General features: G+C 55.8%; 18 protein-coding genes. 7 read left to right on the top strand and 11 right to left on the bottom strand.

Annotated features, from left to right (window positions below; genetic code table 11):
- Positions 1-147 precede the first annotated feature (147 nt).
- Complete coding sequence (locus JQC81_RS19175; protein WP_203273381.1) at positions 148-1,044, top strand: FkbM family methyltransferase; 897 nt, start codon at positions 148-150, stop codon at positions 1,042-1,044.
- A gap of 288 nt (positions 1,045-1,332) precedes the next feature.
- The gene (locus JQC81_RS19170) at positions 1,333-3,129 is read left to right on the top strand and encodes a hypothetical protein (protein ID WP_203273380.1); all 1,797 of its coding nucleotides are present in this window, start codon (positions 1,333-1,335) and stop codon (positions 3,127-3,129) included.
- A gap of 68 nt (positions 3,130-3,197) precedes the next feature.
- Here the strand turns inward: JQC81_RS19170 and JQC81_RS19165 are convergent, their stop codons facing one another.
- Positions 3,198-3,530, bottom strand: coding sequence for an SMR family transporter (locus JQC81_RS19165; protein WP_203273379.1), 333 nt, complete (start codon positions 3,528-3,530; stop codon positions 3,198-3,200).
- Positions 3,531-3,571: 41 nt separating this feature from the next.
- On the opposite strand from JQC81_RS19165, the gene JQC81_RS19160 reads away from it, so the two are divergent.
- Complete coding sequence (locus JQC81_RS19160) at positions 3,572-4,444, top strand: class I SAM-dependent methyltransferase (RefSeq protein ID WP_203273378.1); 873 nt, start codon at positions 3,572-3,574, stop codon at positions 4,442-4,444.
- Between the two features lie 351 nt (positions 4,445-4,795).
- Here the strand turns inward: JQC81_RS19160 and JQC81_RS19155 are convergent, their stop codons facing one another.
- The 8 genes from JQC81_RS19155 to JQC81_RS19120 form a co-directional block, all read right to left on the bottom strand.
- Entirely contained in the window at positions 4,796-5,824 is a 1,029-nt protein-coding gene (locus tag JQC81_RS19155; RefSeq protein WP_246520527.1) for a glycosyltransferase family 2 protein, read from the bottom strand.
- A 299-nt stretch (positions 5,825-6,123) separates the two neighbouring features.
- Positions 6,124-7,014, bottom strand: a complete 891-nt coding sequence (gene rfbA / locus JQC81_RS19150) for a glucose-1-phosphate thymidylyltransferase RfbA (protein ID WP_203273376.1) — start codon at positions 7,012-7,014, stop codon at positions 6,124-6,126.
- A complete protein-coding gene (rfbD, locus tag JQC81_RS19145) occupies positions 7,011-7,919 on the bottom strand; it encodes a dTDP-4-dehydrorhamnose reductase (RefSeq protein WP_203273375.1) in 909 nt (302 codons plus the stop codon). Before rfbD ends, rfbA begins: the two co-directional genes overlap by 4 nt.
- A 17-nt stretch (positions 7,920-7,936) precedes the next feature.
- Positions 7,937-8,491 (bottom strand): dTDP-4-dehydrorhamnose 3,5-epimerase, encoded by a 555-nt coding sequence (gene rfbC, locus JQC81_RS19140; RefSeq protein ID WP_203273374.1) that lies wholly within the window; start codon positions 8,489-8,491, stop codon positions 7,937-7,939.
- Between the two features lie 64 nt (positions 8,492-8,555).
- A complete protein-coding gene (rfbB, locus tag JQC81_RS19135; protein WP_203273373.1) occupies positions 8,556-9,617 on the bottom strand; it encodes a dTDP-glucose 4,6-dehydratase in 1,062 nt (353 codons plus the stop codon).
- 515 nt (positions 9,618-10,132) lie between these two features.
- Positions 10,133-11,929, bottom strand: coding sequence for a M10 family metallopeptidase (locus tag JQC81_RS19130; RefSeq protein WP_203273372.1), 1,797 nt, complete (start codon positions 11,927-11,929; stop codon positions 10,133-10,135).
- A gap of 458 nt (positions 11,930-12,387) precedes the next feature.
- Complete coding sequence (locus JQC81_RS19125; RefSeq protein WP_203273371.1) at positions 12,388-14,319, bottom strand: right-handed parallel beta-helix repeat-containing protein; 1,932 nt, start codon at positions 14,317-14,319, stop codon at positions 12,388-12,390.
- 425 nt (positions 14,320-14,744) lie between these two features.
- A complete protein-coding gene (locus JQC81_RS19120; RefSeq protein ID WP_203273370.1) occupies positions 14,745-15,992 on the bottom strand; it encodes a phospholipase A2 family protein in 1,248 nt (415 codons plus the stop codon).
- Positions 15,993-16,641: 649 nt separating this feature from the next.
- On the opposite strand from JQC81_RS19120, the gene JQC81_RS19115 reads away from it, so the two are divergent.
- Positions 16,642-17,484, top strand: a complete 843-nt coding sequence (locus JQC81_RS19115; protein ID WP_203273369.1) for a CAP domain-containing protein — start codon at positions 16,642-16,644, stop codon at positions 17,482-17,484.
- A 618-nt stretch (positions 17,485-18,102) separates the two neighbouring features.
- Here JQC81_RS19115 and JQC81_RS19110 read toward each other — a convergent pair.
- Positions 18,103-19,392, bottom strand: coding sequence for a polysaccharide lyase family 7 protein (locus JQC81_RS19110; RefSeq protein ID WP_203273368.1), 1,290 nt, complete (start codon positions 19,390-19,392; stop codon positions 18,103-18,105).
- A gap of 299 nt (positions 19,393-19,691) precedes the next feature.
- On the opposite strand from JQC81_RS19110, the gene JQC81_RS19105 reads away from it, so the two are divergent.
- Positions 19,692-19,970, top strand: a complete 279-nt coding sequence (locus JQC81_RS19105) for a hypothetical protein (RefSeq protein ID WP_203273367.1) — start codon at positions 19,692-19,694, stop codon at positions 19,968-19,970.
- Between the two features lie 154 nt (positions 19,971-20,124).
- Here the strand turns inward: JQC81_RS19105 and JQC81_RS33265 are convergent, their stop codons facing one another.
- A complete protein-coding gene (locus JQC81_RS33265) occupies positions 20,125-20,307 on the bottom strand; it encodes a hypothetical protein (protein ID WP_246520526.1) in 183 nt (60 codons plus the stop codon).
- Positions 20,308-20,415: 108 nt separating this feature from the next.
- Between JQC81_RS33265 and JQC81_RS34145 the strand changes: the two genes are divergently transcribed.
- Both JQC81_RS34145 and JQC81_RS19095 read left to right on the top strand, forming a co-directional pair.
- Entirely contained in the window at positions 20,416-20,655 is a 240-nt protein-coding gene (locus tag JQC81_RS34145; RefSeq protein ID WP_312887556.1) for a peptidoglycan-binding domain-containing protein, read from the top strand.
- Between the two features lie 512 nt (positions 20,656-21,167).
- Positions 21,168-21,554 carry a hypothetical protein gene (locus JQC81_RS19095; RefSeq protein WP_203273365.1) on the top strand — a complete coding sequence of 129 codons (387 nt, stop codon included), beginning with the start codon at positions 21,168-21,170 and terminating at the stop codon, positions 21,552-21,554.
- Positions 21,555-21,651: the final 97 nt, after the last annotated feature.

Raw genomic sequence — 21,651 nt, 5'->3', positions numbered from 1 at the left:
GTGGCGGTTCTGACGGATCCAGCGCCTTACTGCTATCCCATTGCATCATCAACACGTCTCATGGCGAATCATGATCCACTGCCGGCGCGCTGCTGTAAATAGGATACTTTTGCGCCAAGCCGCGAACTGATTTCAATGGGAGATTACATGCTCACTGAGGAAGATAAAGCAGACCGTTTTGCGCTAAGAACCCTCTTCGAAAAGAGGTTAGTCAACGAGGAGACGAAGGCTGGGTTCTTTTACTTCGAGAACCAGAGACTTATGATTGCCGAGGGCCCGGAGACTTACGTTGTAGTTCCAGGAGACATGGCCATCGGATACCCGCTTTTTATGAACGGGGAAAGCGATTTTTCGAAATTCAAAGATGCCATGAAACTTGTAAACCAAGTTAAAAGCGAACCTATTGAGATACTCTGGGATATTGGAGCTAACATTGGCTCGATTTGCATTCCAGCAGTGAATCGCAATCTTGTTAAGAAAGCAGTCGCATTCGAACCAGAGAAGAGGCTTTTCAAGCTTCTTCGCGCGAACGCTGTTCTCAACGAAGTTGATGATCGGATAACTTTCCATAATACAGCACTCGGGGCAGAATCTAGCACTGCCGAACTGATGATCGGTGAAGGCAATACCGGCGACTATCGTATCGTGGGGAAATTCCTCGATAATGATGCTATGGACGAGGCGTCACGACAAAGGCAAACAATAAAAGTCCAACCTCTTGATAATTTTGCTGATAGTTTTGAGGCTAGGCGTACCCTGATATTCATGGATATCCAAGGATACGAAGGATTGGCACTCAGCGGGGCTCAGCGCATTATCTCAACGTCGCCACCACTGGTGACTGAGTTCTGGCCCTACGCGATGAAGCGGCTGGATGCCTATAAGTTGCTGCGTGACATTGTGTGCTCGGGAATCTACTCGGAGTTTGCTGACCTTTCATCTGAGGCAAAGCAGTTCTCTACGCTAACAGCTAGCGCGTTAGATGAACTCTACGGTAATTTGGGTGAGGACCATCAGAAATCCACGGACCTCCTATTCGTTTGATACTCCGGTCGAACGCAATTCCCGACGGACAGAGGATCCAGCTTTATCGCTGGTGGCTTTGAAGAGTGAGCCGAGGCTGGCCCTCTGGCGCTCAAAGTCGCCCGATCCCAGAGCACTTGCCCGAGCCCTTCGGGTCGTCGCTCATGCCAAGGACGTCTCGCATCCAGAGCGTTAGATCGTGAAGACATTTGGCCAAGCCGCCCACCCGGCGCAAACCATATTGCCTTAGCGAGCATTCGCAGGCATCCCTGCGCCAATGAATAAGGCTTGATTACACCGAGGCTTACTGTGCTTTACCTGACAAAGAAGGATCACTGCATACTTGCAGGTTTGTTGTTTACTCTCTCAGCATTAGCGCTCGAGTTTATTGCTTTGAGGCTGCACATCCCTACGTGGGGCTCACTAATCGCGATTTCAGGAGCATTTATCCTTGGACTAGCGGCATGCAGACCGATCTCCGACGCCTCCGCCCGTGTACCCGGTCGTGCATCAACTTCTAACTGTGTCGTGGTCGTATCTTTCTTTATAGCTTTCATCGCTTTCGTATATCGCTCAGGTTATGTGCTTCCAGCTCACGACCCAATCGCAGTTCCCTTACTGGCCAAGATTGTTACTTTCGGGAAACTCTCACTCGATGAGTTTGTTCGCGGCAGCTCTGCTTATTCTTACCCGCCAGGCTACCCAATCCTATTCTCGCCTGTGATGGCTTTTGTTCCCGCGGTAGACGCGTATTTTGTCTTCAAAGTTTTGAATATCGCCACCGTTGCATTGATCCCTGTGACATGGGCATGGATGCAGAAACGTCTATTTCCGGTTCCAATCCAGTCATGGCAAACGCTACTAGCCACCTACCTAGTGTTCTTCGGCATTGAGAGAACCATCGGCTTCGCACTACCGTTTGCAGGCAAGAACGCTGTTTTATTGGCTATCTTGTTTGCTCCCCTCGTCATAGTGATGGCAGTAGACGGATCTCGATCGAATGTTGGGACAATGCTGGCGGCTACAGCCACTTTTGGCCTAATATTAATTCATTATACGATGCTGCACATGCTTGCTGCGTTACTAGGTTCATACACAATATTTGCCCTCTTCACGAAGCGTATACTATGGGTGGATGCCCTTCGCATTGTTTTCATTGGCGCGATACCCGCCGGGTTGATGTTGATTTTCCTTCATGATGCCTTGACCGATCCGCGAGCTGGCAGCTTCACTTTTCAACCGTTGCATGGGCTCTATGCCTTGCTTTCCACCATTCTGGCGCGCAATTCCTTTATCGTCATCTATACCGATGCAGACTTTGGCATTTCAGGATTTCCCTACCGTGGCTTAGCGCTTTCCGCTTGCACCGTTTTCTCAATTGCAGTCGCGCATATCACTAAGTTACCCAATCTTGGGTGTGGGGCGCTGGTCTTTTTCTCTGCCTTCGTTGCTTCCCTCGCGTTGGCACTCGGCGTGGTGCCGTCGGGCCTGGCTCCGGACTTCGCTCGTTGGTTCCTTTGGGCCATCCAGGCGATGGTATTTGCACAAGCTGCCGTCGCAGCTCTATGCCTCATCCATTCGGCGAAGAGCCTCTTCAGAACTGTGTTGATTGGTGGCGTATCCATAGTCGCACTCATTGCGATCGCAATGATGCACTCCGACTCTCTTGTCTATGCCAATGTCAACAAGTCGCAGAAAGTCACCAGGGATCAACTCGTGCAGATGCAGCGAACGCTCATACAAGCCAGTTCTGGGAGAGAATGCATGATCATAAGCGACTCAACACACATTCCTGAGGCCCTGGTGACGATTCAGCCGGCTAAAGCATGGGAGTACGCGGAGAGCGCAACAACCTGCCGCTTCATGAATGGATCATGGATGCAGCCTGGTGTTGCTGGTGGACGGGATCTTGGTGGGTTTCCGTCCGCAGATGTGCTAAAAGCCCTTCCCCTGCAGGCGGCGCTCTTCTTTGTCGGATCTGAAGTCCGTCTTAGGCAGTACTCTCAGCAGTTGCGGGATTCCGGACTGCAGGTGGCTTGGGACAGGATTGGGGTAGCCAACAGTGTCCCAGTTTGGCAACGGACGCCAATTAGGGTTCATCACTGACTCCAAACCGGAGTTGCAGCAGGGTAGCTTGGCCTTGAATAGAGGATCTCTATGAATGGCCTTGGTCATCAACCTAGAGCAAGCACGATCAATCCTGCCAAGATAATCGCGGCGCCGATACACTGCATCTGCGTCAGCGTCTCACCAAAGATCAACACGCTAATTGTGAGAACAATCGCAATCGTCAATGCTTGGGCGGCATAGGCGACGCTCAGTGGCCAGAATCTCAGGGTGAAAACCCAAAGAAGGGTTGCGGCCGCATAGGTCACAAGCGCAGCCAAAAACGGTGGACTGAGCAGGAACGCCCAGCGACTTGATGGCGCATGGCCGGCAGAAAGCTTGAACAGGATCTGCCCCACAGCCAAGAGGACTATCGTGCTCAGGAGAAAAATATACTTCACAGACTCTATCTCAAAAACCGCAGGTCTTCTAAAGGATACCGGTGCTGACTTACAAGCGTGAGAACTCGATGAAATGCGATATCTGCTCGGCCATGGTCTCGCCGGATGTCCTGCCGGAAACTTACCGGTGCCCATCATGTGGATTCTTCAAAAGCACACTTCCAGTCCAGATTAACGAGATCGAGCGCATTGACGAAACAGCTCGTGAGCATGCCTTGAAGCCGATCCGGACGGCAAACTTCAGGCAAATCTTGGATGAGTGCGGATCCCTCTTCCCGTCTGACGCCGAGATCCTTGATGTCGGCTGCGCCCATGGCTGGTTTCTGGAAGCCGCAAAAGGGCGGGGGTACAAGGCCATTGGCATTGAGCCTGACAAGGAAATGGCAGGGCGCGCACTTGCCGCCGGACACGAGGTGGTGACCGGATTTTTCCCCGATGCGCTTCCTGCTGGACGGCAGTTTAATGTGATTACATTCAACGATGTCTTTGAGCATCTGCCAGATGTGCCTGCAATGGCACAGGCGGTTCATTCTCGGCTGAAAGCGAACGGGTTTGCCATCATCAATCTTCCAGTCTCGGATGGGGCTGTGTTTCGCGCGACCCGAGCGGCGGCCAAGATTGGCGTTAAGGGGCCCTATGAGCGGATGTGGCAAACAGGTCTCCCCTCGCCTCATCTAAGCTACTTTTCCGCGGCGACCTTACCTAGGTTGATGGAGCGCACGGGCTTTCAGTTAGTGCAGCAGGGAGAACTCGAAGCCATAGCCACCAACGGTCTCTACGAGCGTATCCGCTACGACCGAAATATCGGCGCTCTTCAGGCCAGTGCGCTCTACGTCGCCGCGCAGGGTATGAGACTGCTTGGGCACTTGACTCATTCCGACATTGGATACTTTGCGTTCAAAAAGATTGGGTGAGCGCTATCCGAGAGAAGACTGCCTGCAATTGGCGGCACATGCCGGCATTTCACTCCGGGCGAAAACGACCACTCCCGCAATGTCGGTTGAGGCAACTCCTCAATCTGGCGCTCAGGCTGTTGCAACCTCATAATAGCTTAGCTGAAGGGCCTTGCTATCCAGCGCGGTGCGCCAGCCTTAGCGCTCTAGACGGCAAACGATCCATAACTTGGTCCAAGTTACGCATGTCCCACTCGGGTCAGCATGTTGGCTCCAGCGATCTGAGCTAGATATATCATCGGCTTAGCACGATCTGAGAAAGACCCGCAGATCACACAGATGAGCAAGGCTCTCCTTCACAGCCCATCAAAATTACGGGTCCTTCGAAGACGTTGTACAATCAACTTTTTCCCTGCCAGCGAATTGTTTCAGAGGCCTAACCACCTCAGTACTGAGGAGCAAATGCAGCGGTCGACGTGGGGCAGCAGCAATATCAGCGGAAAAGAAGAACAGAAGAAACTGCATGCCAAGCAAGACCGACAGAGTCGCAATCATTATGGTGCCGGTGGGAGTCGGGGCCATGCTGCCAAGATGAGCAATCCAGTTTGCAACTCCATAGATCAACCCGAATATAAAGAGAGGAACCCCTGCCAAAAGGCAGAGAGAGGCAAAAGAAAAATCTCTTACGAAGTAATTCAATGCAACCCGCCGGAAAAAGCGCGTACAATGCGCCCACGTGAATGGAAGCAAAACAGACTTTATTTTAAGATTACTTTCTTCGTCTCCATAGTGCGCTACGATGGGGATATCGATCACCACAGCTCGGAGCAGACCTAAGTAAAAAAGCATGTCCGTCTCAAAGAAGAAACGTTTTGAGATGCGATCAATGGGCAGGAGGGGCACAAGCCGAGCATGGATGGCCGTGTAGCCGTTCGAAGGATCAACGTTGCTCCAGTAGCCCGTTGAAATTTTCGTCATCAGGGACAGGACGGCGTTTCCGAAAATGCGCACGCGCGGCATTGAGGATAACGAGATTGCATCGAAGAAACGATTACCCTTCGTGTAATCGGCCTGTCCGGAAAGAATCGGCTGGACAAAAAAGGGGATGAGATCCGGATCCATCTGAGCGTCAGCGTCCAATTTGACGATCACAGTTGCATTGTCTGCCACGGCCGCTTGATATCCGGCTAAGGTTGCCCCGCCAACACCCTGGTTGATCTCGTTGTGAAGCACATGGACACGTGGATCTGTGCAATGCGCACTGACGAACTTTCCGGTCTGCTCTGGACAGGCGTCATCAACGACATAAATTCTCTCCACCTCAGGTCCGATCATCGAGAGGACAGACAGAATTGTCGCTTTGGCACGATAGGTTGGGATCACAACAGCGACCGACGTCATCATACACCTGCTGTTCGCTTAAGTAGGGAAAGGTCCATGCCTTTGAGCATGTCCGATACGGTGGGTTCAAACTCAATGTACGGACGGCTTAATCGTGGATTGGCCCACCCGCATGCGGCCTAGCGATACAATCGAGGGTCACCTGTGCCGCCTTCCAATCCGAACATTCCTCTTGGCCATGCTTGGTAAGGTTTTCTGCCGCACCCTGGACGCCAAGCGGCAGGTCATCCAACATTCGAGTCCCTTCGCGAATTGCCTGTTGGCAATGATCCCGGCCTGTGATGCTTTCGAATCGGGGACTATAGGCGCTGTCCTGAGGCATCCGCTTCACTTGCGATCCTGATCAGGTAGCGACCGTAGTCGCTCTTGCCCAGTTTCTCCCCCAAGCTCACAAGATCATCACGGCTAATCAGTCCGAGCGTGAATGCGATCTCCTCCGGGCAAGCGATCCGAAGACCTTGCCGCTGCTCGAGCGCGCGAACGAATGCACTCGCGTCAATAAGGCTCTCATGCGTTCCGGTATCCAGCCAGGCGAAGCCACGCCCCATACGCTCGACATTGAGATCACCCCGCTCCAGATAAACTCGGTTGATGTCGGTGATTTCCAACTCACCGCGCGCGGAAGGTCTGATATCCGATGCGATATCAACAACCTTCTCATCATAGAAGTAGAGGCCGGTTACAGCCCAATGTGAACGGGGATGCTGGGGTTTCTCCTCAATCGAGATGGCGCGTCCAGCTTGATCAAATTCAACAACGCCGTAACGCTCTGGATCATTGACGTAGTAACCAAACACTGTCGCGCCATTTTCCCGGTTTCGCGCCGCGTTCATGAGTTCCGGCAAGCCATGCCCGTAGAAAATGTTATCTCCCAGAACGAGAGCCGACGCCTCTCCACGCACGAAGTCGGCGCCAATATGGTAAGCCTGTGCCAGTCCCTCAGGCTTTGGCTGAACAGCATAGGTAAATTCAAGACCCCACTGCGAGCCGTCGCCAAGCAACCGCTGGAATTGCGGCATGTCATGGGGCGTCGAGATGATCAGAATCTCCCGGATGCCCGCTAGCATGAGCACGCTCAGCGGGTAATAAATCATTGGCTTGTCATAGACCGGCAGAAGCTGCTTCGATGTCACAAGCGTCAAGGGATGAAGGCGTGTGCCACTCCCTCCGGCCAGGATAATGCCCTTCATTGTACTTTTCCTTCAACCGATTGTTCTTCCACCAGACGGGCGACACAGGCCCGCAGCGAGGTCTGCCAGTCCGGCAATTTTACGTCGTGCACCTGGAATAGCTTGGAGCAGTCCAGCCGCGAGTTGGCCGGCCGCTTCGCCGGGGTCGGATAGTCAACTGTTCCGATATCCTTGATTTGGGCCTGGGGCCCTCCGCGCCTCGCGGATTCTTCGAGGATACGGGCCGCAAAGCCAGCCCACGTTGTGGACCCTGATCCGGCCATGTGAAACACACCCCGGAGGCTTTCATCAGCCGGCCGAAGAAGAAGATTGCGGCAAACCATGAGAACTCCGTCGGCTATGTCGAGAGCACTTGTCGGAGATCCATGCTGATCCGCCACAATGGAAAGCTCATCGCGTGTCTCCGCCAATCGCAGAACCGTCTTGACGAAATTCCTCCCGAACGGGCTGTAGACCCAGGCCGTCCGGAGAATGACATGATTTGGGGTAGCGGCGCTCACCGCCTGCTCACCCGCCAGCTTGGTACGCCCATAAGCGCTAACCGGTCCTACTGGATCGGTCTCATAGTAGGGCCAATGCAAGTCCCCATCGAATACATAGTCCGTCGACAGGTGGATAATCGGCACGCCCAAATCAGCCGCAACCGCTGCAACGGCGGCGGCTCCGTGGCCGTTGACAGCTGCGGCGAGGTCAGGCTCCGTTTCGGCTTGATCGACCGCCGTATAGGCCGCTGCATTGACGATTACGTCCGGTGCAGCGGCTCGGATAACGGGTACTATAGACTCCGGCTGGAGGAAATCCAATTCAGGCCGCCCGACTGCCGTGATGAGCGCTCCTTGAGCAGACGCCCGCTCAAGGAGTGCGCGCGCGACCTGCCCTTCCGTTCCTGTGACGACAATCCGCATGCTGTGCCTCTGATCGCCTAGTCAAAGTACTGTGGCAGATCAGCCAAGCGCGGATGACGACGATCTTTGTCGGAAAGGACAGCGGATTCAGGTGCAACTGGCCATTCGATTCCAAGCGCCGGATCGTCCCACGCAAGGCCATGGTCGTCCACCGCCGAATAGTAGCCGCTGACCTTGTAGATGACTTCCGTATTCGGCTCCAGGGTACAGAATCCGTGCGCAAAGCCGACTGGGACCAGCAGTTGCAGACCATTCTCGGCCGACAGCTCGACCGCGACATGCTGCCCATAGGTCGGCGAGGAGCGCCGAATATCAACGGCCACATCAATCATTCGGCCTCGGACAACCCGCACAAGCTTGTCCTGCGCGAAGGGGTGGCTTTGAAAATGCAGCCCCCGCACTGTTCCAGACTCCGCGGATAGTGAGTGGTTATCTTGGACGAAATTGAGAGTGATGCCGGCTCGCGCGAACTTCTCGAGGTTGTATACTTCTGAGAAAAAGCCGCGGTGATCACCAAAGCGCGGAGACTTTACGACCTTTACGGCTGGGATGGCTGTTGAATAGACTTCCAATTCGTCCTCCGCAGGGCGGCCTTAGGAGCGACCATAGCCGCTGCCGCAGTCTTGTTCCGTTTGACTAAACGGCAACCCCAAGGCGCTCACCGCGATAGACGCCGGTGCGCACCCGCTCCCACCACTGACGGTGCGTAAGATACCATTCGACGGTCTTGCGGAGACCGGTTTCAAAGGTTTCCTCGGGCCGCCAGCCGAGGTCGCGCTCAATCTTCGAGGCATCAATCGCGTAGCGCAGGTCGTGTCCTGGACGATCGGTCACATACGTGATCAGGTTTTCCCGCGGCCCGATCGCCTGATCGGGAGCCAGTTCGTCGACTAAGGCGCAGATCGCGCGCACCACATCGATGTTGCGACGCTCATTATGCCCGCCAATGGCATAGGTTTCGCCGGGGCGGCCATGCTCGACAACCTGGATCAGCGCCCGGGCATGATCGTCGACAAAGAGCCAATCGCGCACGTTCTCGCCCTTGCCGTAGACCGGAAGTGGCTTGCCCTCAAGCGCATTGAGAATGATCAGCGGGATGAGTTTTTCAGGAAAGTGATAGGGTCCATAATTGTTGGAGCAGTTCGTCACCAGGGTCGGCAGACCATAGGTGTGATGCCACGCCCGCACGAAGTGGTCGGAGGCGGCTTTCGAGGCTGAGTAAGGCGAGCTCGGCTGATAGGGATATTCCTCGTGGAAGAACCCCTCCTCTCCGAGTGTGCCAAACACCTCATCCGTCGAGATATGATGAAAGCGGAATGAGGCTTGGCGCTCTGCGGACAATCCGCGCCAATAGCCAAGAGCAGCTTGGAGCAGCGTATATGTGCCCACCACGTTGGTTTGGATGAACTCTCCCGGTCCATCGATCGAGCGATCAACATGGCTCTCTGCAGCGAGATGCATGATGACATCGGGTTGATACTCGTCGAGGAGGGTGCGCATGCGCTCAGCATCAGCAATATCGGCTTGCACGAAACTGTAGCGCGGATTTGCTGCGACGGGTTTTAACGAGTCCAGATTGCCTGCATACGTGAGCTTATCAATGACGAGCACCTGGTGCGACGTGTCGCTGATGAGCAGGCGGACAACAGCTGAACCAATAAAGCCGGCCCCGCCTGTAACGAAATATCTCTTTGCCATTGGGTGTTGCGCTGCTGTTCGTAGGTTGTCTGCGTGAAACGTGTTTGGCAGCTATCAAATTTGATGACAGGAGGCAAGGTTCACAGGGTCAGACCGATAGAAGCAGCGAGGAGCATTATTCCTGATAAAGCCAGCGTCTTTGAACCAAATCGCAATAAATATTCAATATCAGCAAAAATAATGCCGCAAGCTTGGCTCTCGGACACACAAGAATAGCCAGAAATAACTTAGAAATACAAAGGAGACATCTTTTCTAACCAGCTTAATGCGGCTGCCGAGCAGATAACACCCCCACGGTGTCGAAGCCTGTGGGATGTTCGGTCGCACGCAGTTGTAACAGGACCGCTCACGCGCGTCGTATGACTTCGCTGCGCCCTGGTCTGTGATCTTTCGGTCTGAAAATCTCCCCGCGGCAGCTTGGTTGCGGAGGCACAAATCCCTACTGCACTGTCCCCTCAGCCCAATGCATTCGCCTGATCCTGGCTGCTGTTAGAATATCGCCTAAACTCTTTGGCTTAGGCCACAACATCCCACGCGCTTCGTCCCTCATAGATGCCATTGCTGAGAAAGTGGTCCAGCGGGTTGATACCGGCTGCAGCGACATCCGGATTGGCGGCCAGATACGAGGTTGTGTCAAATTGACTCGAGGGATCACGCCCTTCCCGCCAGCCAAAGCTCGAGTAGTGGTCGAGCGGGTTGATTCCGGCGGCAGCAATATCCCGATAAAGGGTAAGATAGTAACTTGTGTCGAAATCAGCGTTCGGATCCCGCCCCTCCTTCCATCCGAAGCTGTTGTAGTGGTCGAGCGGGTTGATCCCAGCTGCTGCTACGTCCGGATTGGTCATCAGGTAGAAATCGGCATCGAAGCCTTTTGTAATGCTCCGCCCCACGCTTTGGACGGGGTTCACCCCACTCCCTGCGCGTCCTTCGGCCGCGCCATACCGAACGAAGTGCTCCAGCGGGTCAATTCCCGCCGCAGCGACGTCCAAGTTTGCCGCGAGATACGCTTGAGCCGTGAACGTGGTTTTCAACGCGGCTACTGATGTGTTCTTCGATGCCAGTACAACCCGAGAGCCGATCTCAGAGGAGGCGTATAGACCGTCGCTGAACTGGAAGGCCTCAATGCTCCAGAGGATATCTGTCCCGTCTGATCCGACGGATCTCAGGTCCGCAACACCGATCGAGCCGTCCGACCGGTGCTGGATGCTGTATTGCGAGAGCAGCCCACTGAACACGGCCGTATCCCACCCGGCTCCCCCGTCCAGTGTGTCGTTGCCGCCGCCCCCGAAGAGACGATCATCGCCGCCACCGCCAAACAGCGTGTTGTTCGCCTGGTTGCCGCTGATCACGTCGCTGCCTGCTCCGCCCCGGGCATTTTCAATAAGCGAGGCCGTGTTGCCCTGGTACAGCAACGCGTTGGAGATGTTCCCCGCCGCAACCTTCGATCCATCCCAATGAAGCTTCGCCAACTGCGTGCTAGACGTCGTGCTCCATGCACCTGGGCTCAGATCAATGGTCAAATTTGTGGAGTAATTGGAGAAATCATACGTATCCTGGCCGCCCCCATCCCAGACAGATTGCAGGATGCGGTTGCCGCCCGGGGCGCCCTGCCCCACGCCGTTGATGAACATCTCGCCGGTGGTGGCGCTCCACGAATAGACCGTGTTGCCGCCGTTGGTGGCATAATTGGCGCCATACAGGTGCTGCAGGGCCGCGATGTCGAGCGCCATCAGGGACTGAGCATAGCCCCAGGTTTCGTTGATGTAGCCGCCATCAAGTGCTGCGCCCACGTAGGAGCGGTAGCTCATGATCGTGTATTCCAGGGAGTCCCGGTCAGCCGGCAAACCGTTCTCGTGCGGATGCTCCAGCCCGAGTGCGTGGCCGATCTCGTGTACGAACGTCAGATAGGCGTAGTTGCCCTTAAAAGGCTTGCTGTAGGAGCCGGTGGACTTGTTAAACCACGCGTCCCCACCCTCAGCTGCGGTCGTCGGATAATAAGCCCAGGCCGTGCTCGGGGTATCCGACATGGCAAAGCGCAAATCCGCGTGTTGCGCTGCGGTCTCAGTGATCTCGGTAAAGCTGAGATTGGCTACCGAGGCGTACATCTTCAACACGGAGCGGATCGTGGTCTGCTGGGCCGCGTTGAGTGCGCCGAAATTGGTGACGTTCTCACCCGAGCCGTAGTTCGCCCCGTAATAGGATCCACTGGTGGGAAAGCTGAACGTGAAGCTGGTGGTGGCCCATTTCCGATCGCCCAGGAGCCCGTCGATGTACGGATTACCCGTCAGATTGTAAGACGTGACCGCTACCATGATGTCTGCCCCAAGGACTACAAAAGCTAAGGTTTTATGAGCAGTGCTGCCTCGGCACGCAATTCGGCCAGACGGTCTAGGCTGTCCAGCCGAGCCCGAAGCTCCTGCACGCAATGTTATTACTTAAATTGAGAATGTGGCTTTATCAAGAAACGAAAGCCGCTGTGCAATGCGTCGTGTCGTCTACGTAGTTTTGCGTATTCTGCCGGACTCGGGCTTGTCGGCACACGTGTCGAAATGTTCCGACGACTTTGGCGAGAACCTTGCCTTCGCCTTCTCAACTCTCGTTAGCCAGCTTCCTCCCTCCATGAACATGCCCATCACTGTTGCGACAGGATCCGAACCGATAAGACTGCGAAAGCCAGGAAAATTCAGATACTTTGATTCAAACAATCGCCCGCCTTGCTTGCGCAAGACGGGCGGCATAACGGTATTGCTTTCAGCAAGAGCCTCGCGACTTACCCGATGATGCTGTCACCGAATGCCTGGCGTCCCTCGTAGATGCCGAACTTCAGGTAGTGCGCCAGCGGGTTGATGTTGGCCTGCGCCACATCCGCATAGGTGGCCAGGTAGCTCGAGGTGTCGAACGCCCCTGACGGATCGCGTCCTTCCTTCCAGCCGTGGGTGTTGTAGTGCTCGAGCGGGTCCACCCCGGCGGCCGCCACATCGGCATAAGCCGCCAGGTACGCACTCGTGTCGAAGTAGGCGTTGGGGTCCCGCCCCTCCTTCCAGCCATGGTTGGCAAAGTGGAACGCCGCATCCACATCCGCCAGCCCCACATCCGGGTTGGCCAGCAGGTAGTACTCGGCATCAAACGTGCCCTGCACGGCCTGCCCCACCGCCGTGTACGCCTGCCGGCCCTCGAAGCGGCCATAGGCGAGGAAGTGCTCGAGCGGATCGATGCCGGCATTCCTCACGTCAGCGTTGTTGACCAGGTACAGGGTGGTGTCGAAGGAGACCGACGCGTCACGCCCCTCCTTCCAGCCGTTCTGGTGGTAGTGGTCGAGCGGGTTGATGTTGGCCGCATCCACGTCCTGGTTGGCCGACAGGTAGGCATTCGTGTTGAAGAAGGCATTCGGGTTGCGGCCCTCCTGCCAGCCAAACGTCGCATAGTGATCGTCCGGGTCAACACCGGCCGCCTTCACGTCAGGATAAAGCGCAAGATAGTAGCTGTCATCCACAAGCGCCTGCGCATCGGAAGATGGCTCAACCGGTGGCTTAGGTGGGTTAGTGCCGCCCGGGAGCGAGATCGTCCCTGAATTCATGCCAGAAATGTTGTTCCCCGAAACGAATGTTGCTGTGGCACCAGCGTCATCGTTTGTCGGCTCCTCGCGAATGCCATAGCGGGCATTGATGGCTCCGTTGGAGTAGATCGTGTTGTTCAGGATCTGAGTGTTGGTTGAGTAGTAGGTTTGGCCCGTCACAGCATCGACACGCAAGCGGATGCTGATTTCATCGTAGGCACTTTCCCCCGCTTGCGAGTTGTTGAAGATCTGGCTGTTCTGAACAACCGTGTCCGTTGAGCCCTCAATCCGAACACCCTGCCGCAGATTGCCGTAGATCGTCGCACCGGTAATGGTAACATCGTCAGCTAGGTTCAGGAGAATACCCTCGCGGACATTGTCGTGATAGGTGCCACCGATGATGTCAATGTTGTTCGGCCAAGGGATGTTTTCCGAACCACGTTGCACAACAATTCCTGCCGAGCCGTTGCCGTAGGCTTCGTTATTCTCGAGAATAAAGTTGGTTGTGGTTGTGGTGACATTGAAGCCATGGCGGTCATTCCCATAGGCTATGTTGCCCCGATAAATGCTATCGACGATGTAATCGGCCACAAAGCCGTCGAGCCCATTGCCGTGTGCGACGCTGTCCTCGATCAATAGATTAATAGTTTGCTCGTGTGGATCAAAGCCATATCCGGAGCAGTCCATGATCTCGACACGGGCGACGTGGATATTCGCATCTTGTTCCGTGCTGCCAGGACGCACACCGGTATAGAATCCATCAATCTTGCCGAGAGTCACCTGATCACGGTTGCCATCAATGGTAAGATCAAACAGGCCTACATCCGTCGTGACTTCGTTAAATGGTGTGCGCACCACACCCGTAATGTCGCCCCTCCAGCTGTCAGCCACCTTGAGGACGGTCTGCCCCATACCCGCGCCTTGGAGCGTCGTACCCGTGAGCATCGAAACGGCCCCCTCGCTCTTGTCCGCCGTTCCCGAGACGATGAAGGTACCGGCCTGAAGGGATACCGTGACTGGTCCCGCCGATGGATTGCTCATATAAGCGTCGTGCGCTGCTTTGAGAGCATTGTTGATAGCAGCAGTATCGTCGAAAGCATCATTCGGGTTGGCGCCGTATTGCGCGGCATTAATGACAAGGGCCATATTACGTTTCCTGTGACGTGAACGATTGCCCTCATAAGGATGGCTCCCGAACCCAAAGAAAAGTGGCTCTATCCTTCATTGTGGAGAAATTTTGAGTTAGCTCTACTCGGTATCAGCACCACCTCGGGATGACACTTTGCACCTACAATAAGGGTGCCAGCGCACTTCCGGCAGAGTGTGGGCTCGCTTTATTGATACCCATTGGATTGCACATCCATGCTAGAGCAATGGCGGTTCTGACAGAGCCAGCACACCAACGCTATCTCTTTGTTCCAGAATCATTTCCCGCCGCAAATCATTATCCAATGTCGGGCGCGTTGCTGTAGATTGCAGATCCATAAATGAACTTGGGCGACGGACTCCCGGTGGGAGCCCGTCGCCCGCTGGCTCAAGGTTGCTGTCAACTTGTTTGCTGCAAAGAGTTTTTACCCGATGATGCTGTCACCGAATGCCTGGCGTCCCTCGTAGATGCCGAACTTCAGGTAGTGCGCCAGCGGGTTGATGTTGGCCTGCGCCACATCCGCATAGGTGGCCAGGTAGCTCGAGGTGTCGAACGCCCCTGACGGATCGCGCCCTTCCTTCCAGCCATGCGTGTTGTAGTGCTCGAGCGGGTCCACCCCGGCGGCCGCCACATCGGCATAAGCCGCCAGGTACGCGCTGGTGTCGAAGTAGGCGTTGGGGTCCCGTCCTTCCTTCCAGCCATAGGTGGTGAAGTGGAAGGCCGCATCCACATCCGCCAGCCCCACATCCGGGTTGGCCAACAGGTAGTACTCGGCATCAAACGTGCCCTGCACGGCCTGCCCCACGGCCGTGTACGCCTGCCGGCCCTCGAAGCGGCCATAGGCCAGGAAGTGCTCGAGCGGATCGATGCCGGCGGCCTTCACGTCAGCGTTGTTGATCAGGTACAGGGTGGTGTCGAAGCTCACCGACGCGTCACGCCCCTCCTTCCAGCCGTTCTGGTGGTAGTGGTCGAGCGGGTTGATGTTGGCCGCATCCACGTCCTGGTTGGCCGACAGGTAGGCATTGGTGTTGAAGAAGGCATTCGGGTTGCGACCCTCCTGCCAGCCATACGCCGCATAGTGATCGTCCGGGTCAACACCAGCCGCCCGAACATCAGGGTTGCGACCAAGATAGAACACGTCGTCTACAAGAATATCGCTGCTCCCGGCAGGAACGCTGGTCGAGCCCCCGAAGGCATAATCCAGCAAGTCGTCCAAGCGTTCGGGAACCGCCGCAATCTCGCCGCCGTCCGGTGTGACCCTGCCCTGCTCAATGTTGCGGAGGGCATCCTGCGCCAGTAGCTCCTCCTCCCCAGGCTGGAACAGCTCGGGGTGCCCCCACCTGTTGTTGATCTGATCAATGAAAGCCAGTTGCGCCGCACCACCATACAAATGGGCTTCATCGGACAATTCGGCGTCCGTCAGACCCGCAATCCCACGGATCAGAGCGAGATCGGCTCGGGCCAAGACCAAGGGGTCAGCTGACGCGCCATAGGCACGGTCATGCTCCCTGAAAAGCGCATCGAGGGCATCAACGGGGGGCGTGGTGAGCGGAGTCACTTCGCCGGGCTGGAGCACCCGTCCGTCAGTGTAGTTCGGCCCCCCATAGTTGCCATAGGTTGGAATATCCACACCTTTGGGCGTCGGCACAATCACAAGCCAGTTGATCGACATCATGTCCTCCTAGAAGCGTTCCCCGGCGCTCACCGAGTCCTCTGAACGCGCAGCGAAAGGTCTATGTTCCTGATGCTAGAACTCGCGACGTCGCATCGCTGACCTACAATGCCTGCCGCAGCGAAACTTTATGACAAAGTGCATTCACTCTGGATGACCACTACGCAACAACAATAGCCTGCGGGATGACCAGGAAGGTGTTTATCCGGGACCACTCCGCCACCAACCCGAGTTTTATCAAAAACGCCCAGCTTTAGAGGATCGTTGCACTGCCTCGCAGCAACGGCGTGAGGCTTCCTTCAAGCGTCGGCTTGTAGCCTTGCGAGAACGACAGTTCAAAGACTGATCTTTGCTGACCTCTTGAACCAATTCGTACGCTGCTGATTGAGGATGATTTTAACCGGTGACTAACATCGCCGCCTTGTCTCGGGCTTAGCACCGGGCGCTGTGAGTCCTGAAGGAACTCTGCTCCCTCAGCCGATAGTCAGGAGACTGCTTACCGTGGCGAAGCCCCACAGGGTTGCAGATCTGAGCGCTGCCATTCTTCTGCCGTATCGGTTGCGCATCCCCTAGGGGCCTTGCCAGAGGGCTTTTGAAGAACTGCTCGTGTGGCACCCAAATTCTTTCAAGAGATCATTCGGATCAGCCAATGTCACTACCAACTGCATTTGAACAATATATGTTAGAGCTTATCAATGCGGAGAGAGCCGCAGTCGGAGCACGCCCTCTCATCCTTGATAGCACCCTTCAGACTTCCTCAGAACGTCACAGCCAGTGGATGCTTGCCGCTGACAGCTTTTCGCACCAAGGCATGAACGGATCGGCTCCCCATGGGCGCATGGAAGCGGCAGGGTACCAGTTCACGGGAGCCTACGGATCTGGAGAAAACATTGCGTGGGTGTCCCTTCGTGCCCCTGACGGGTACATGGACGAAGTCCAACTGATGCATCAAAATCTTATGAACAGCCCTGGCCATCGCGCCAACATTCTGAACCCAGCCTTTGAGGAAATCGGAATCGGCATCGAGATCGGTAATCTGCAGGGTTGGGATGCTGCTGTTGTCACTCAGAACTTTGGCTATTCGGCAGCAGAAGCGACGCCTCCCGCCTCAGGTCCCACGGATGGGTATGTTCTGGTTGATGACGGATTCTATCTGGCCCGGAATTCTGATGTACGAGCCGCGGGTGTAGATCCAGAACACCACTACGCGGCGTACGGCTGGAAGGAGGGGCGCGATCCCAACGCCTTCTTCGACACGAGTGCGTACCTGCAGGCCTATGGCGACGTGGCGGCCGCTGGGGTCAACCCGCTCGAGCACTACAACGCGTTCGGCTGGAAGGAAGGGCGGGATCCCTCAGGAGCGTTCGACACAGACGCATATCTCGCCACCTACACCGATGTCGCCGCGGCCGGGGTAAACCCACTCGAGCATTATCTAGCCTACGGCATCTATGAGGGACGCTCCGCCTTCCCAGACTCGATCGTAGGGTAGGCGAACACTCTGATACCTTTAAGCGCCCCAGGCGCCTCAGACCGCCTGGGGAGTTCTTCCCGCGCTCTGGCTCCAACTCGCTTCCAACGCCCAGCAACGAGCGAGTGCTCGGCGAGCGTAATTTGTGTGATTGCGAACCTGCATCAAGGGATCGAAAGTTTGATGGTCATCACGCCCCATCCTCGTGAAGCGATACGTTGTCGGTCGAGGAGCGGATTTGACTCACTGACAGACTTCACCCTCACCATAAGCGGACTCTCACAGAGGACGATGCGGACGCTTGAACGCTGGCACAACGCTTCTGCGAACTGTGCACCGCAGATGAGTTGCCAGCCCTCTGGCGGCTGCCCCTTGGTTGCCCGCAAGCCGGATGCGCACAGCCTTCGTGGGTCGCGTACGTACCTTCCGCGAAACACCCATAGTAAAAATGGTGGGCTGTTCAGGTGATGCTACGCCGATCCCCATTGAAGGCGACTATCGATGTTCGAACCAGGATAGAGGCCTGAAGCTTTCCGTCCTCCCAGCACCGTTGATTAGTCTCGAGCGGCCGCAGATTTTCGCCCGCCGTGACGAGAACGGGCGATCATCTGCCCTTGCGGGCGTCGTGCACGATTAAGGCTACATCCACACGCGGCCCTCATAGTAGCCGTGTGTGATGTAGTGTTGGGTCACCGCGATCAAATCGCTGCCAAAGGCAGCCTGCAGATCAGCATAACGCGCGACATAGGCTTGAGAGTCGAAGATGTCCTGCCGACCCTCACTCTTCCCCCAGTCGATATAATGCGCAGCGCCTGCATCTGCATTCGCACCAAACGCCTGAACGAGATCACCATAGGATGCGATGTATTCCAATCCGTTGAAGGTGATCTGCCGGTTCTCGCCTCGTCCGCATGTGATGTAGTGCAGAGCACCGGCCTCCGCATTGCCGCCGAACACTGCGGTCAGATCACTATAGGAAGCAATATACTCAAGGCCATTGAACAGAAGACCGCGTCCTTCCTTTTGGCCATAGGCGGAGAAGTGCTTGCTTCCTTCGGCAGCATTTGCACCAAGAGCGTTAGCTAGGTCTCCATAGGATGCGATGTACTGCAAGGCGCAGGTTGCGATATTCTCAATGGCTTTCGACGTACTCGGGCGTAGCGACATCGGCACATCCGGCACCACGGTGTTCCCCGAGGTGTCCGTGGTATGGGTGAAGTCCAGCGCATAGAACGAAGTCTGCCCTGCCCCGAAACCCTGTGTCTCGTTGACTCCGAGATACGTACCGGCCTTGAAGTAGAACGTATCCGTATCCCACACATCATTGATGCGGGTGCTGGACGAGTATGTCTGACCGTCAGCCAGGACGCTGACTTTCAGGTCGTCACCCTTTGCATCGATGATGTACGAGAACCGCTCGTTCAGGGATACGTTCGGTGTCTGTCCGATGCTGTTTGTGAGCTTGAAGGTTGTTTCCGAATTGTGCGACCCTGCCCGGTCGTTGACGAAGTAAACTGATCCGTTCTCCCAGTATAGGCGAACCAGTTCGTCATTTTGGCCGTGGATCTGACCAACCACGACGCGTCCGGCTGAGCCATCGAAACGAATTGGAGCCTGATCGACCTCAAGGGTTGCATTCAGGAGACCGCCCTCGTTGAGGCTCCAGGCGGCTTTTGCAACGCCTTTCATTTCCCGAAGTTCGGAGCGCGCATACTTGGAGCCGCTCGTTGTTGCACCGTCGACCGGAGCATAGAACACCATGGCTCCATCGCTGGCGGTGTAGAAATAACTTGAGTGCTGATATCCGGAGAGGGATTTGATCTCGGTGGCCGTGCCGCTGATTGTGCCGAAGGAATCGATTGGAAGAGTTATTTTCCAATCAGACAACGAGAAGTTGCCGCTCGGAGCGACACCGGGATTCAAAATCATGCTGCAATGCCCCAACATTCACCGAGCCTCTTTTGATGAGGCTTCTGGCTTCTGTTTCTTTATTCGAATAAGATCCTACCAATAATTAGGTAAAAACTTTATGCAACTTGCAGATCGAGGCGTGAGCGTTGCGCATTTCGCCGCATGCAGGGCATCAATAATGACATTCTATTTTCTTGTAAAGCTGTAGCGTTCCCAGCTTGTATGGCTTGGCCGAGACACGCGTGATCGCGTCGAACGGAGGTGTGCACCTGTTCCCATGGAGGGGCTCGGGAGCCTGTCATGTCTTTGCAGACACCTTGCGCAAAGAGCAGGTCAAGGCGCAGGCTCATGATCTCGTTATTTCCACAGCGGACGCATCCCTGGATCAGATCGCGGCAGCGCTCGACCGCATCCTTTGTTACGGACCAACAGATTTAGAAAACTCATGTCTATGGTCTGATGACTTTGCCAACGCGAAATACGACCGTCTGATACCTCGTCCGCTGTTGCACCGGCTATGGATGCGCCGCAACCGGCAAGCGATCACCGACGTGCCAGCAATTGCCGCAGACCTGCTGGAGTCATTTGCGACGTGAGAGATTCCCCGGAAACTTCACCCCTTCCTACCATATGCTGGGCTGCCCATATCAGCGGCAGATATGAAGCAAGATTGCAGCGGGTTGCGTGATGATGAGACGTTTGACACTATTGGCGGCCGTTACGGGATGGGCGCTTTACGGTCTATCAGTCCTAGGCTTTCGATCTCCTGACGCTGACGTACAGGCTGAGATTGCACGCTTGTCCCAAGCTGCTGCGGAGGCCGCCGCAGAGCGTGATGCTCTTGCTGCCGAGCTGGCGCAGTTCCAAGAGGAACACCAGGACCTGCAGCACCTCCGAAAGCAGATCGCTGCCACAACTCAGGAGCTTCAACATCTCGAGTATCTTCGAGGCCGCGTCAGTGGCCAGATCGATGCGATACGCCCTCAGCCTTCCAACGATCCAGCCCAGGCAGCGGACCCACAAGAGACAACATCCCCTCAAGTGAGCCCCGCCCGATCCGTAGAAGCCAGCGCCTCACTTTCTAAGGAAGAGATCCGCGAGGCGCAGGAAGCGCTCACGAAGCTGGGATACGGGCAATTGGAAGCGGACGGGGTGTTCGGCCCAGGTACCCGCCGATCAGTTGAGGCTTTCCAGCTGGCTCAAGGCCTCTCAGCAACCGGACGGCTTGATGCGGACACTCTCCGGGCCCTTCGATCTTCACAGACGGCGGCACAGCCCTGACGACGACAAAAGGCCCCGACGCAACACGCGAAATCAAGGCTCCCGCTTGTTCACCCCTTCATGCCATACTCACTCTCCCGAGTTAAAATGTCCTCCGAGGAGCCAAAAGGCAGTCCTAGCCTCCTGGCTTTGACCTGACCCGAGGAGCGCTGATCAAACGATGGCTCCCGAGCCTGTCCTGAACGCACCCACCCGCGATGTGAAACCGCACCGGAGGCGCAGCGGATGGGGTGCTCAGATGGATGCTGGACCAGGGGTGCTTGGGACGGGCTTCTTGGACTCGCGCAAGCAGGCGATGGCGGAAAGGCTGGCTCGCTGCTGTTCGCAAGGATACGGCTATAGGTCCATTTTGCCAGCGATGCCTTGGGACCACCAACCGGAGATCGTCGCACCGCGATGGCACCATGTGAGCAGATCACGGCGCTCCCTCCTCTGCGTCTGCCCCGTATACAATGTGTTGCCGGGTCGTGATTTCCAGCTTCATAAGCTATACTCCATTCACTGGAGAGGGAATGTTTATGAAAAGGACACGACTTGGTATTCAAATCTCTGATGACCAACAAACGGCTATCTTGGAGATTTGCCCTGAAGGGGAGACAGGATCACCTGTTGAGCTAAACCTGGATCAGTTGAGCAAGCTGATCACCCTCCTGGGGCACACCCGTCAGCGCATGATCCAGGGCTTGCCGATGCAATGCCTCGAAGGCTTGAGTGTTGAAACAGTCTATCGGCCAAACTGGTACATTCAAGTAGCAAAGATCGATGGATCTCTCCTCGCATTCGATCATCCAGCCTTCGGCGCTGTCGGGTTCGCCATCCCGAGGGAAGAGGTTGCAGACATCGTCCGAATCTTGAAGGGACACCTTCTCCTGCCTGAAGGGTCAGGGAAACGAAATTAGTCATGCCCCTTAGCGACGCATCACCCCTGTGCATAAGTGATCGTGCACGAGCCTGCGGACAGCCGTTCCGTGCGCTATGACGTTGATCGTTCCCGCA

This window comes from Microvirga arabica, from assembly GCF_016811235.1.
GTDB classification, from domain to species: domain Bacteria; phylum Pseudomonadota; class Alphaproteobacteria; order Rhizobiales; family Beijerinckiaceae; genus Microvirga; species Microvirga arabica.
The sequence above is the reverse complement of the archived record's forward strand: the minus strand, read 5'-3'. Positions and strand labels throughout refer to the sequence as shown.

Bases quoted from the DNA above. Each gene is read 5' to 3' on its own strand.
- JQC81_RS19175 (WP_203273381.1), top strand. From the start codon at position 148: ATGCTCACTGAGGAAGATAAAGCAGACCGTTTTGCGCTAAGAACCCTC.
- JQC81_RS19155 (WP_246520527.1), bottom strand. From the start codon at position 5,824: ATGACGTCGGTCGCTGTTGTGATCCCAACCTATCGTGCCAAAGCGACA.
- rfbA (WP_203273376.1), bottom strand. From the start codon at position 7,014: ATGAAGGGCATTATCCTGGCCGGAGGGAGTGGCACACGCCTTCATCCC.
- rfbD (WP_203273375.1), bottom strand. From the start codon at position 7,919: ATGCGGATTGTCGTCACAGGAACGGAAGGGCAGGTCGCGCGCGCACTC.
- rfbB (WP_203273373.1), bottom strand. From the start codon at position 9,617: ATGGCAAAGAGATATTTCGTTACAGGCGGGGCCGGCTTTATTGGTTCA.
- JQC81_RS19130 (WP_203273372.1), bottom strand. From the start codon at position 11,929: ATGGTAGCGGTCACGTCTTACAATCTGACGGGTAATCCGTACATCGAC.
- JQC81_RS19125 (WP_203273371.1), bottom strand. From the start codon at position 14,319: ATGGCCCTTGTCATTAATGCCGCGCAATACGGCGCCAACCCGAATGAT.
- JQC81_RS19120 (WP_203273370.1), bottom strand. From the start codon at position 15,992: ATGTCGATCAACTGGCTTGTGATTGTGCCGACGCCCAAAGGTGTGGAT.
- JQC81_RS19115 (WP_203273369.1), top strand. From the start codon at position 16,642: ATGTCACTACCAACTGCATTTGAACAATATATGTTAGAGCTTATCAAT.
- JQC81_RS19110 (WP_203273368.1), bottom strand. From the start codon at position 19,392: ATGATTTTGAATCCCGGTGTCGCTCCGAGCGGCAACTTCTCGTTGTCT.
- JQC81_RS33265 (WP_246520526.1), bottom strand. From the start codon at position 20,307: ATGTTGAAGCTCCTGAGTTGTGGCAGCGATCTGCTTTCGGAGGTGCTG.
- JQC81_RS19095 (WP_203273365.1), top strand. From the start codon at position 21,168: ATGTTTATGAAAAGGACACGACTTGGTATTCAAATCTCTGATGACCAA.